The organism is Aeromonas cavernicola (assembly GCF_002795305.1).
GTDB classification, from domain to species: Bacteria; Pseudomonadota; Gammaproteobacteria; order Enterobacterales; family Aeromonadaceae; genus Aeromonas; species Aeromonas cavernicola.
Window position 1 is genome coordinate 18,118 of the sequence record NZ_PGGC01000147.1, and the last position, 12,610, is coordinate 30,727.

General features: G+C 54.5%; 11 protein-coding genes and 1 pseudogene. 8 read left to right on the plus strand and 4 right to left on the minus strand.

Going from position 1 to position 12,610, the window contains the following annotated elements:
- Window positions 1–169 precede the first annotated feature (169 nt).
- Window positions 170–976 (plus strand): PhzF family phenazine biosynthesis protein, encoded by an 807-nt coding sequence (locus CUC53_RS15060; RefSeq protein ID WP_100294906.1) that lies wholly within the window; start codon window positions 170–172, stop codon window positions 974–976.
- A 120-nt stretch (window positions 977–1,096) separates the two neighbouring features.
- On the opposite strand, the gene lysS is transcribed toward CUC53_RS15060, so the two are convergent.
- Together lysS and prfB are read right to left on the minus strand one after the other, a co-directional pair.
- Window positions 1,097–2,632 carry a lysine--tRNA ligase gene (lysS, locus tag CUC53_RS15065; protein ID WP_100294907.1) on the minus strand — a complete coding sequence of 512 codons (1,536 nt, stop codon included), beginning with the start codon at window positions 2,630–2,632 and terminating at the stop codon, window positions 1,097–1,099.
- Window positions 2,633–2,654: 22 nt separating this feature from the next.
- Window positions 2,655–3,753 (minus strand): peptide chain release factor 2 gene (prfB, locus tag CUC53_RS15070; RefSeq protein WP_100294908.1). Its coding sequence is split into 2 segments (ribosomal slippage): window positions 2,655–3,677 and window positions 3,679–3,753, totalling 1,098 coding nucleotides; the frame shifts between segments, so codons are not numbered across the junction.
- A 266-nt stretch (window positions 3,754–4,019) separates the two neighbouring features.
- On the opposite strand from prfB, the gene CUC53_RS15075 reads away from it, so the two are divergent.
- Window positions 4,020–5,891, plus strand: coding sequence for a methyl-accepting chemotaxis protein (locus CUC53_RS15075; RefSeq protein ID WP_100294909.1), 1,872 nt, complete (start codon window positions 4,020–4,022; stop codon window positions 5,889–5,891).
- A gap of 64 nt (window positions 5,892–5,955) precedes the next feature.
- Here the strand turns inward: CUC53_RS15075 and gltS are convergent, their stop codons facing one another.
- Entirely contained in the window at window positions 5,956–7,155 is a 1,200-nt protein-coding gene (gene gltS, locus CUC53_RS15080) for a sodium/glutamate symporter (protein ID WP_100294910.1), read from the minus strand.
- 370 nt (window positions 7,156–7,525) lie between these two features.
- On the opposite strand from gltS, the gene ansA (CUC53_RS15085) reads away from it, so the two are divergent.
- Together ansA (CUC53_RS15085) and ansA (CUC53_RS19300) are read left to right on the plus strand one after the other, a co-directional pair.
- Window positions 7,526–8,246, plus strand: a 721-nt coding sequence (ansA, locus tag CUC53_RS15085) for an asparaginase (RefSeq protein WP_420808067.1), incomplete at its 3' end; no start/stop codon positions are given.
- A gap of 2 nt (window positions 8,247–8,248) precedes the next feature.
- Window positions 8,249–8,403 (plus strand): annotated as a pseudogene (gene ansA / locus CUC53_RS19300) (asparaginase); the annotation flags it as partial.
- Between the two features lie 284 nt (window positions 8,404–8,687).
- Here the strand turns inward: ansA (CUC53_RS19300) and CUC53_RS15090 are convergent.
- Window positions 8,688–8,981 carry a YeaC family protein gene (locus CUC53_RS15090; RefSeq protein WP_100294911.1) on the minus strand — a complete coding sequence of 98 codons (294 nt, stop codon included), beginning with the start codon at window positions 8,979–8,981 and terminating at the stop codon, window positions 8,688–8,690.
- Between the two features lie 552 nt (window positions 8,982–9,533).
- Here CUC53_RS15090 and CUC53_RS15095 point away from each other — a divergent pair.
- From CUC53_RS15095 to tenpIN, 4 genes are all read left to right on the plus strand, one after another.
- Window positions 9,534–9,860: a hypothetical protein gene (locus tag CUC53_RS15095; protein ID WP_100294916.1), complete on the plus strand. Its 327-nt coding sequence runs from the start codon at window positions 9,534–9,536 to the stop codon at window positions 9,858–9,860.
- Window positions 9,861–10,245: 385 nt separating this feature from the next.
- Complete coding sequence (gene dusB / locus CUC53_RS15100) at window positions 10,246–11,211, plus strand: tRNA dihydrouridine synthase DusB (RefSeq protein ID WP_100294912.1); 966 nt, start codon at window positions 10,246–10,248, stop codon at window positions 11,209–11,211.
- Window positions 11,212–11,237: 26 nt separating this feature from the next.
- The gene (fis, locus tag CUC53_RS15105; protein ID WP_100294913.1) at window positions 11,238–11,534 is read left to right on the plus strand and encodes a DNA-binding transcriptional regulator Fis; all 297 of its coding nucleotides are present in this window, start codon (window positions 11,238–11,240) and stop codon (window positions 11,532–11,534) included.
- 324 nt (window positions 11,535–11,858) lie between these two features.
- Window positions 11,859–12,338 (plus strand): type III toxin-antitoxin system TenpIN family toxin, encoded by a 480-nt coding sequence (gene tenpIN / locus CUC53_RS15110; protein ID WP_100294914.1) that lies wholly within the window; start codon window positions 11,859–11,861, stop codon window positions 12,336–12,338.
- Window positions 12,339–12,610: the final 272 nt, after the last annotated feature.

A 12,610-nucleotide genomic window follows, 5' to 3' on the forward strand; every position in this document is an offset into this window, starting at 1 on the left:
TGATTTTTGGCCAGATTAAAGGGCGTGTTGGATAACAACAAAGAATAAAAATGTCTTCTTTATTCTATTAATGCATTAAAGGGGCAGAGGTACGCCTGTTCCCGCAGCAAAAGAGGGGCGTGGTATAAAGAGCGTTAAATGAGAGCCACTTGATAACACAGGAAGTGCCATGTCGAATATCCGATTGTTTCATGTCAATGCGTTCAGTCAGCAGCCCCTTGGTGGCAATCCCGCGGTGGTCGTATTGGGAGCAGCCCTGCCTGATGCCAGCCAGTTGGCGATGGCGGCCGAGTTCAACCTCTCCGAGACAGCCTTTCTGGTACAACTTGGCAGAGCCCATTATCAGTTGCGCTGGTTCACGCCGAAAGTCGAGGTTGATCTCTGCGGTCATGGCACCTTGGCGGCTGCTCATGTGTTGTGGCAGACAGGGGCGGTAGCTGCACACGAGACTATCCGCTTCGAGACCCGTAGTGGTGAGCTGCTGGCCCAGCGCGAAGATGAGTGGATTTGGCTTGATTTTCCACGTATCACATTGGCTCCACTGACTCTGGACCTAGCCTATGCTGCCGCGCTCGGCTGCCAACCAAGACAAACCCTAGCGGCCGGAGCCAAGTTCTTGCTGGAACTGGCAAGTGAAGAGGAGCTCCGCGCGCTTTCGCCTGATTTTCCTGCTCTGCGCGCCCTGCCAGGACGGGGGGTAATGGTCACGGCTCCGTCGAGCAGAGCGGATGATGATTTCGTCTCCCGCTATTTCGCCCCTTGGGTGGGCGTCGATGAGGATCCGGTTACTGGTTCCAACCACTGCGCTCTGGTGCCCTTCTGGGCCGAACGGCTTGGTAAACGGCAACTGCGGGCCCGTCAGATTTCGGCCCGTGGTGGTGAGTTGCGGCTTGAACTGCAGGAGGCGCGGGTACTGATGGCCGGTCAGGCCGTCACCTTGTGGCAGGGAGAGTGGCTGCTACCGCCAGCCTCATAAGCGGTAAGCATTCGTCAATTGTTGTGAGCATTATAAAAAAACACCCCGCAGTCGCGGGGCGTTTTTATGGGCTATCACGCTCGGGATTGACCCAAGGGATGTAGCTGACTTCTGTGGGCCTTACTTCTGCGGACGCAGGGCCGGGAACAGAATGACGTCACGGATAGTGTGGCTGTTGGTGAACAGCATCACCAGACGGTCGATACCGATACCCTGACCGGCAGTCGGCGGCAGGCCGTGTTCCAACGCGGTGACAAAATCCGCGTCGTAGAACATGGCTTCGTCGTCACCCGCTTCTTTTTGGTCAACCTGATCTTGGAAGCGCTTGGCCTGATCTTCGGCATCGTTCAGCTCGGAGAAGCCGTTGGCCAGCTCGCGGCCACCGATGAAGAATTCGAAGCGGTCGGTCACGTCCGGGTTCACGTCGTTGCGGCGAGCCAGCGGCGAGACGGCAGCCGGGTACTCGGTGATGAAGGTCGGTTGCAGCAGCATGTGCTCCACGGTCTCTTCGAAGATTGCGGTGATCACGTGGCCCAACTCCCAGCCCTTCATCAGTTCGATGTGCAGGCGCTTGGCAACGGCCTTGGCGCTCTCCAGGGTAGCCAGATCGGCTAACGTCACATCCGCATTGAACTTGAGGATCGATTCGACCATGGTGAGGCGCTGGAACGGTTGACCGAAATCGATGGTCAGCCCCTCTTCGCCCTCTTTGGCGTAACGAATTTGGGTGTCACCCAGAATGTCTTGGGCCAGCGTGCGCAGCAGATCCTCGGTGAGATCCATCAGATCGATGTAGTCGGCATAGGCCATGTAGAACTCGATCATGGTGAACTCGGGATTGTGACGCACCGAGATACCTTCGTTACGGAAGTTGCGGTTGATCTCGTAAACGCGCTCGAAGCCACCGACCACCAGCCGCTTCAGGTAGAGCTCCGGAGCGATACGCAGGTACATATCGATGTCCAGCGCATTGTGGTGAGTGACGAACGGACGCGCGGAGGCGCCCCCCGGGATGACCTGCATCATCGGGGTTTCCACTTCCATAAACCGTCTGTCGTTGAAGAACTTACGGATACCGGCCACTACTTGGGTGCGGATCACGAAGGTCTTGCGCGACTCGTCGTTGGCAATCAAATCTAGGTAGCGCTGGCGGCAGCGGGCTTCTTGGTCGGTCAGGCCTTTGTGCTTCTCGGGCAGTGGACGCAGTGCCTTGGTCAGCAGGCGGATATCGGAAACGTGAACGGAGAGCTCACCAGTCTGGGTCTTGAATAGGGTGCCTTCAACACCGACGATGTCGCCCAGATCCCATTTTTTAAACTGCTCGTTGTAAAACCCTTCTGGCAGGTCATCACGGGTCACGTAGATCTGGATCTTACCAGCCATGTCGAGCAGGGTGGCAAAAGAGGCTTTACCCATGATCCGGCGAGTGGTGATACGACCAGCGATCGAGACCCGTTTGCCCAAGGCGGCTAACTCTGCGGCCTCTTTGTCGCCAAACTCGGCATGAAGATCGCCCGATAAGCTGTCACGACGGAAGTCGTTGGGGAAAGGATTACCCTGGGCGCGCAGGGCAGCCAGCTTGGTGCGACGCTCCTGCATCTCGTTGTTGAGTACGACTGTGTGGTCGAGATCCGCAGTGGTGGTTTGTTCAGACATGGTGATTCCTGCTGTGCTGTTTTTACAGGCCTGATTTCAGGCTGGCTTCGATAAACTTATCCAGATCGCCGTCGAGAACCGTCTGGGTATTGCGGGTTTCGACGCCGGTACGAAGATCCTTGATGCGGGAGTCATCCAGCACATAGGAACGGATCTGGCTGCCCCAACCGATATCAGACTTGGTCTCTTCTAGGGCTTGTTTTTCGGCATTCTGTTTTTGCATTTCGAGCTCATAAAGCTTGGCTTTGAGCTGCTTCATACACTGGTCTTTGTTCTTGTGCTGGGAGCGGTCGTTCTGACACTGCACCACGACGCCGGTCGGGACGTGGGTAATCCGCACTGCCGACTCGGTCCGGTTAACGTGCTGACCACCGGCACCAGAGGCGCGGTAGACGTCGATCCGCAAATCGGCTGGGTTGATCTCGATGTCGATATCATCGTCGATTTCGGGGTAGACGAACACCGAACAGAAAGAGGTATGACGGCGGCCGCCGGAATCGAACGGGGACTTGCGAACCAGCCGGTGGACGCCCGTTTCGGTGCGCAGCCAGCCAAACGCATATTCGCCGGTGAACTTGATGGTGGCGGATTTGATGCCAGCCACGTCCCCGTCAGAGCATTCAATCAGCTCCGGCTTATAGCCGTGGGCATCGCCCCAGCGTAGGTACATGCGCAGCACCATGTTGGCCCAATCTTGCGCTTCAGTGCCTCCTGAACCGGACTGAATATCGATATAGCAGTCGGAGCCATCGTGCTGGCCAGAGAACATCCGGCGAAACTCGAGATCCACCAGCTTGATTTCCAGCTGTTCGGATTCGGCAATGGCCTCATTGAACGTCTCTGCGTCTTCCCCTTCGACGGCAAGGCTCACCAGCATTTCAACGTCTTCAACTCCCTGGGTCAGGGTGTCGATGGTGCCCACCACATTTTCGAGCGACACTCGCTCTTTGCCTAGTGCTTGGGCACGTTCAGGCTCATTCCACACATCCGGCTGTTCCAGCTCGGCGTTGACCTCTTCTAAGCGCTCTTTCTTAGCGTCATAGTCAAAGATACCCCCTAAGCAGCTCAGTCCGGTCAGACAGCTCCTTAAGTTTGTTTAATACAGGATTAACTTCGAACATCGTGAAAACTCTCAAGATCGACGTGATTTAAAAACAGGACATTCTAGCGAATTGTGGAAGGAATAGACAGGGTTGTAGCCGCTGGGCGGCGAGATGAGGCGCAAGGTAGGCAATGGAGATAGCCCAAGCGGAATTGAAGGAGTGCTCAATCTCGCACTTTGTGGATTTTCAGGTTCAGTTTTATCCGATTGGGTCGCTAATGGCTATGTCATTGCCGAGTCTATTTGGCACATCCCATTTCTGACCTCATACCAGAGGAGTTCATGATGAAGCAGCTATCCCTTAGGTTAAAAATTTTATTAGCAGTGACCGTGTCTCTCTCACTGGTCATCGCGCTGCTCTCATGGCAGAGCTATGCCAGCCAAAAAGCTCTTTTGCAAGAGAGCAGCAAAGAGCAAGTACAGCGCTTGGGCGCTCAGCAGGCAGAGCGAGTCCGAGACTGGCTCGGCGCCCGCCGTGACACGGTGCAAGCGCTGGCCAGCAAAATAAGCGATGCCCCTTTTTCTGCCCTACAGCAGGCGCAGGCGTCCGGCCGTTTTCAGCTCACCTATTTTGGCCAGAGCGATGGCTTGATGAATGATTCAGATCCCAGTATCGACCGCACTGGCTATGACCCGCGCTCCCGTGGCTGGTATCAGGAGGCCATGAGTAAAGGGGCACTGGTAGTGACCAAACCTTATCTCGATGTCGCGTACAACGTGATGGTAGTGACCTTGGCGCAATCGACCTTGGGCGGGGTGGTCGGCGCGGATCTCTCCATCGCTACCTTGGTTGATGACGTGGCCAAAATGAAGCTACCGGCCGATGGTTTCGCCATCATGGTGCATAAAGATGGCACCGTGATCGCCTATAAAGATGCGGCCAAGGCGATGAAACCCGCCACTGACATTGATGATGATCTGACCCCGAACCTGTTGACCCAAAGCAGCGCGGGCAGCAGCCTGATGCCGGCTTATTTTGAGCGAGAGGGCCGTGACAAGTTGTTATGGGCGGTCGATATCCCAGACACCGATTGGGAGCTGGTACTGGTGTTAGATAAAGCGACCTTAGAAGCACCACTCTCTGGGCTATTGATCAGCCAATTGGGCCTCGCCTTGGTGGTGTTGGTCGGCAGCATGATCACCATCACTTGGCTGGTCGGCCTGCTGCTGGGGCCACTGAACAAGGTGTCTCAGGCGCTGGCCCGCATTGCTGATGGTAACGGCGATCTGACCCAGCGCATCGCCATCAATAGCAACGATGAAGTGGGTAAACTGGCCAATAGTTTCAATCGTTTTGTGAGTAGTCAGCACCTGCTGATCGGCAATATTCGCCAACTCGCCAACGAGCTCAACGCCGATGCCGAGCGCAGCCTGGTGACCAACCAAGCCGCAGTGGATGAGCTGCAACGCCAGCAGCAAGAGGTCACCATGGTCGCCACAGCCGTGACCGAGATGGCGAGCGCCACTATGGAGATTGCCGGTAATGCCGAAAATACCGCCGCGGCCGCCCAGCAATCAGCCCAGAGCAGTGAACAAGGGAAATCATTGGTGCATCAGACTCGGCAATCGATCAATGGCCTTGCCAAGGAGGTTGGCCAAGCCACCAATGTGATCGGTGAGTTGAGCCGTCACGCCCAAGCCATTACCAGCATTCTCTCCACCATTCAGGGAATTGCCGAGCAGACTAACTTGTTGGCGCTGAACGCCGCCATCGAAGCGGCGCGAGCCGGTGAGCAAGGGCGTGGTTTTGCCGTGGTCGCGGATGAAGTGCGGGTCTTGTCCCGCCGAACCCAAGACTCGACCGAGCAAATTCAAACCACGATCGAGACCCTGCAACAAACCACCGCGCGCGCAGTAACCTTGATGCAAACCAGTCAGGAACTAGCAAATAATAGTGTGCAAGATGCCGATGCCGCTGCCGCAGCGCTAGAGGAGATCACCCAAGCGGTATCGCTTATCTCCGACATGGCAGGCCAAATCGCCACAGCAGCAGAAGAACAGACCCAAGTGACCAATGAAATTACCCAAAACACCACTGCCATCAAGGATGTGAGTGACGAAATCACGGCCGCTGCCATGCGGGATCTGGAGCAAGCCACCAGCCTTAAGCACCATGCTGCTGACCTTAACAAACACGTCGCCACCTTCCTTCTTTAACTGACGGTCACCATAAAAAAGCCCCGCACTTGGCAGAGTGCGGGGCTTTTGCTTGGCCGTTTATTTACAAAAACGGGAGCGCCATAAACAGCTTAATCACCATGGCATTGATCAGGTCGATAAAGAACGCGCCCACCATGGGGACCACCAAAAAGGCCAGATGAGAGGGGCCAAAACGCTGAGTGACGGCTTGCATATTGGCAATGGCGGTGGGGGTCGCGCCTAACCCAAAACCACAATGGCCAGCAGCCAGCACGGCGGCATCATAATTACGGCCCATCACCCGAAAGGTCACGAAGATCGCATAGAGCGCCATCGCCATGGTTTGAGCGACCAGCAGAATGAAGATAGGCAGGGCCAGACTGGCCAAATCCCACAGCTTCAGGCTCATCAACGCCATAGCGAGGAACAGCGACAAGCTGACGTTGCCAAGCAAAGAGACCTCGCGATCGCTCACTTCGTGCCAATTAAACAGCGTCAGTAGATTACGCAGCAGTACCCCAACAAACAGCACGCAGACGAAGATGGGCAGTTCGAAGGCGCCCCCTTTGAGCGAGGCGGAGAGCAGCTCGCCTCCCTTGAGGCTGATGGCGATCAGCGCCAGCGTCTCGATGACGCTGAAAGTGGTGAGGGGGCGCTCTAGATCGGGCATCTCAAAACCCTGTGGTGCCTCGTCTTTGTTGTGCTCTTCTCCGGGCACCTGCACTTTTTTCACCAAATAGCGGGCCACCGGGCCACCGATTAATCCCCCCAACACCAAGCCAAAGGTCGCGCACGCGATGGCCAACTCGGCCGCCGATTGTAACCCGTACTTCTCAGCAAACGTGGCGCTCCACGCGGCCCCAGTACCATGGCCGCCAGAGAGGGTGATGGAGCCCGCCAACAAGCCCATGTGAGGGTCAAGGCCAAGCAAGGTCGCCAGCCCGACGCCAAGGCTGTTTTGTACCAGCAGCAAGCCAGTCACCACCAGCAGAAAGGTCATGACTGCCTTGCCACCGCGTTTCAGGCTGGCGAGATCGGCGGAGAGACCGATGGAGGCGAAGAAGGCCAGCATCAGCGGCGTTTGCAGGCTGGTATCAAATTGCAGCTCTAACTGCAGGGTCGCGCGCAGCAACAACAGCACCAGCGCCACCACCAAGCCACCAGCAACCGGTTTGGGGATATTGAACGTACGCAATAGTCCGACCCGGGTCACCAAGAGACGACCAAGTAACAGTACCAGCGTGGCAGCGACCAAGGTGGCGTAAGAATCAAGTTGTAACATCGAGTGAGTGCTCCCATGTTGATCGGCTGTGCCTTTTGTTGCTAAAGATTCACAGATTCAGCCGGGATAAAAACAGTGTGGCTCAGGTGCCAGCAAAGAGGGGGGCATAAGCCCTGTCCCGATAACTAAAACAAGAGGGACAACAGGACCCTGATATGATCAGGTTTCCAGATGGGGTTTAGTGAATATGATGGATAATAGCAAAAAACACTCCCCAATCCCACCTTTGTATTTTAAATAGTCAAATCTTGGCTCTAATCCAGTATTTATCTCTGTTGGTGCGTTGCTATTTAGACAAGTTTACGGCTGCTATTTGCTATCTCAATCTTTATAATTCGCTGGCTTGCGAGCTTATTAATGAGGAGAGGCTGTGAAGAAGTCCATCTATATCGCCTACACCGGCGGCACCATTGGGATGCAGCGTTCCGATCACGGCTACGTGCCGATGGCGGGCTTTATGGAAGACTGTCTGGCGCGGATGCCCGAGTTCCACCGCCCCGAGATGCCGGATTACCATATCCACGAATATGCCCCCCTCATCGACTCCTCCGACATGACCCCGGCGGACTGGCAGCGCATCGCCGAAGACATTCGCGGCAACTACGACCAGTACGACGGCTTTGTGATCCTGCACGGCACCGACACCATGTCGTTCACCGCCTCGGCACTCTCCTTCATGCTGGAAGATCTGCACAAGCCAGTCATCATCACCGGCTCCCAGATCCCGCTGGCCGAGCTGCGCTCCGACGGTCAGCAGAACCTACTCAACGCCCTCTATATTGCGGCCAACTACCCGATCCACGAGGTAACGCTGTTTTTCAACAACCAGCTCTATCGCGGCAACCGCAGCAAGAAGGTGCATGCCGACGGCTTCCACGCCTTCGATTCCCCCAACTATCCGCCGCTGCTCAATGCCGGCATCGCCATCTCGCTGGAAGCGGGTGAGCTAGGCGAGCCATCGACACGGCCGCTGGTGCTGCATGACATCACCCCCCAGCCGATCGGCGTGGTAACCCTCTATCCCGGCATCTCGGCAGAGGTCATCGCAAACATCCTGCAACAGCCGGTCAAGGCACTGATCCTGTTGTCGTNNGTAATGCCCTGTCGCGGGCCGGGGTGATCTCGGGCTTCGACATGACCGCCGAGGCGGCGCTGACCAAGCTGCACTTCTTGCTGAGCCAAGACCTGCCCTCCCACCGGATTCGCCAGCTGATGCAGCAGTCCTTGCGCGGCGAGCTGACGCCCTGATAACCCTCGCGGTAGGGTGCAATAAGCGCAGCGCATTGCACCGGTGAAGCGGTGCAATTTACCTTGTTCATTGCACCCTACCGGTTGCCTCCTTCTCTCCTTGCGGGAGAAGGGCTGGGGATGAGTCACCCAACAGAGAGAGGAAAAAAGAGGGGAGCCATCATGACTCCCCTCTTTACTACTTATCGCACTATTTACTACTTATCGCACTATGGTATCGAGCTATGTATCGGTATCGCACCATCGCGGTGCGATTGGCCGCCGCGAGATGGGGGTGAGTGCTCTTAGTGATTGAGATTGACCCGCACAATCTCCTCTTCCACCGGCTGGGGCTCATCCCGAAACAGCTGCTTGAGCTCGCTCTTGCTCTTCATCACGATCTCGCCGTCGCGCCCGATGTTCATGTGCTCTGGGTTGTCGAGGTGCATCGCCTGCCACGCCATCACGGCTTGCAGCGAAGTGGCTTTCTGCTCGTCAGTAAGGGGCTTGCCATCAGGCCATTTGCCCAGCTCAACTGCGGTTTTAAGCCGCTCGTACACCTCTTTGGGCATCTGCCCGATTACCTCTTGAAATGACATCTGGCCTCTCCTTGCATATCGAGCCATCAATGTAGATGTAAATGTGGCCGCCAGAGCTCGCGTACCCTACCCATGTTGGCAACCACTCTACCTGAATTTGTTGCCACATCGTACGTGGCGCACCGCAAGAGCGCCATCAGCTGGGGAGTGATAACCAGATGGCTACATATCGTAAACCCGTATTTTGTCTCCCACTTCTTTCCCAATTAGGCCAGCTGATGCAGAGCCGTATCGCGCTGATGGCGTGTTAACACCTTGGTTATATAGCGGAAGGTGAGCTGGTTTTCTTGGCATCCAACTTGTTCATTTAATTTGACTAACTTCTGCAAGTTATCTCGCTAACAACCTTTATTGGGCAAGGTTAATATTCACTCAACGCTTAAGCAGCAATGCCAAGCATATAAAAATAAAGTAATTACGGACCAACACCATTAATAAACAAGGTATTGACGCCGTAAAAAAGCAACACAGAATTTGATGTAGTTATTAGATAAAAACATGACAAATGGCCAACTAGGCCTGCAACAACATCACCATATGAGCGAGAACACCATGAACAAGTTAATCAAAATCCTGGCCATTGCAGGCCTGATGACCACCGGTTTCACCCATGCTGCCGTACCTGCTGATTTCACCGCCACCCCAGGCGTACTGTTTGTCAACTGGCACACAACAGCCGCAGGAGAGGGTAACAGCCAGCCCATGCTCGAAGTGCGTGACGAGTCTGGTGATGTGCTGGCATCCGTACAAGCCAATCTGATGGGCACTCAGCAGGTGAAAATCCCGAGCCGTGCTCAAGGTAACGTGACCGTGAGTGTTGGGGCACAAAGCAGCCAGTACCGGATTCCCTTTGGTATCGGGAGTGGTAGCCAGCGCTAACCGCCGCCACTCGTCGTGGAACGCCAGTCAGTAAGAGGGTGTTCACCCCACCAGACTCACCCCACAGAGAGGCGCTTAGCCTCTCTGTTTTTATCTGACCTAGCCCAACGAGCGACCCGTGACCACGCACCTCGCTACATAGTGCAACACCGTAACAGGCCGCACACAAAAACCCGCTAGCCCTGCCCTCTCTTATCAACTAGGGAGCAGATCGGTTGGTCCGTTCGCTGCTCATCAATCCGCCATATTTTCAATGGCTCGTGTATTTGCAAGTCTTAGCGCACGATTTTTTTCATAAAAAAACCGTCAATGCTCAAATACTAACCTTTTCTCCTGACTAAAAAATGCGTAATATACGCCGCCCTAAGCCGATGGTAACCGTATCATGCAAATAGGTCCCCACACGCTTGAAACTCCCTTGATCGTGGCTCCCATGGCCGGTGTAACAGACCGACCATTTCGTGAACTTTGTTTGCGATTGGGTGCTGGCATGGCGGTTTCCGAGATGCTGCTGGCCAATCCGGATGTCTGGGATACCCAGAAAACCCGGATGAGGATGGATCACTCTGCAGAAGGCGGTTTGCGATCGGTCCAGATTGCTGGTGCTGATCCTGAGATGATGGCGTTTGCTGCCCGCTACAACGTGGAGCAGGGCGCACAGATCGTCGACATCAACATGGGATGCCCGGCAAAAAAAGTGAATAAGAAGATGGCGGGCTCTGCCCTGCTGCGTTACCCCGATCAGGTCAAAGCAATTTGCCAAGCCGTGGTGGATGCAGTGAAGGTCCCTGTCACCTTGAAGATCCGCACAGGATGGGATCGGGATAACCGTAATGGTGTGGCGATCGCCCGCATTGCTGAAGATTGTGGTATTGCAGCCCTCGCCGTGCATGGTCGAACTCGTGCCTGCCTCTACCAAGGTGAGGCGGAGTACGACACCATCAAGGCGATCAAGCAGGCCGTGTCGATCCCCGTTGTCGCCAATGGCGACATCAATAGCCCAGAAAAAGCACGGTACGTCCTCGATCATACCGGTGTTGATGCGGTGATGATTGGCCGCGCAGCGCAAGGACGTCCGTGGATTTTCCGGGAAATCCGTCATTTTCTTGAGACGGGTACTAAGTTGCCTCCACCTGAAAGGGCAGAGGTGCGTGCCTTGATGAGTGAGCATGTTGCCAACTTGCACCAGTTTTATGGTGCATATCTGGGAGCCCGCATTGCTCGTAAGCACGTCGGCTGGTATCTGAATGAAGAAGAGACGGGGCGAGAATTCCGTAAGCACTTCAATGCCTTGGATTGTGCAGTTGCGCAACTTGAGGCACTCGAAGCGTATTTCGATGGATTAGGTTAACAAGATAACTAAAGAGCCGACCGAATATGTTCGAACAAACCCTGACTTCTGATGCATTAGTAACAACGACTCATAATCACGCTGCCGAGCCAACCCAGCGCCCCCTGCGTGACTCGGTACAACAGGCACTGCGTAACTACTTAGCCCAGTTGAACGGTCAGGAAGTAATTGATCTGTACGATATGGTTCTTTCTGAAGTTGAAGCACCGATGTTAGACGTGATCATGCAGTACACCCGTGGCAACCAGACCCGCGCCTCGGTCATGATGGGCATCAACCGTGGCACCCTGCGTAAGAAGCTCAAGCGTTACGGCATGAACTAAAGATATGTGATGTAACCAATTGATCTTAAAGGCATCCTGACCAACATCATGGTGCCTTTTTTCATTTAACCCCCAATAAAACATCCAATCAAGAACTAGCACCCTAGGCCATCCAGACCCACTACTCTCCTGCTGTAGTTGACTCTACCAATTAACTTTCATATTATGACTATGTGAATGATGCGGCGGTAGGAGATGGCCCCGCGTTAACAACAGAAGCCTCCAACGAATGATGCGGCGGTAGGAGATGGCCCCGCGTTAACAACAGAAGCCTCCAACTAAAGATAGCATTCACTCATTGAAACCCTCACATAGAGGGTTTTTTTGATCGCCTTTAACTTGGATACAAAAATGATAGCAATAAGGACTCTTACCCCTGACTTTCATACATCAAACCCAGACTTAACAGAAGGCTTGGCAGATAAGGGGCGAGGGTATGGAATAGTGGCTATCACTATCAACGGATTGACCTTTGGCGTTCCTCTTCGGACAAACCTTAACCATCCGCATGGAGTTGTACTTGATACGATCGTGAAGGGTGGTAAGAAATGTAAGAGAGGGTTGGATTTCACAAAAGCACTTCTGATTGCGGATCCAAGTAATCACATCGGTGGAACATTTCAAGTGTCCCCAGCACAACTTGCCAAGCTCCGAAGCCATCACCACTACATCTGTGAAAAGTTCGAGAAATACGTAGAGCGTTACGTTGATGCGGTAAAGACAGGCAAGGACAACACCATTAGAGGCTCCGGCCCCTATCAGTACAGCACCTTGGTCAACTACCACGCCCAACTTGGCATCTAACCGTGCATTCTAAATGGTGATATAACCCCACTGCTGCCAAGTATCCTCTGGCGAGTAAGGCACTGCTGAGGGCTTTGTGTGCTTCTGTAGCGCGTAGAAGGTCTTTTTCACCACTTCCAGCGGCCCTAGCAGCTTGGTAACGCCCTCTGGGGTGATTACGCCGTCCCGCCCTGCATTAATCATCTGGTCAGGCAAGCCAAGGTAATAGCCGCCCTCTCCCTTAATCAGGGTGAAGGATTGCAGCTTAACGATAATGCCGATCAGTTAAGGAT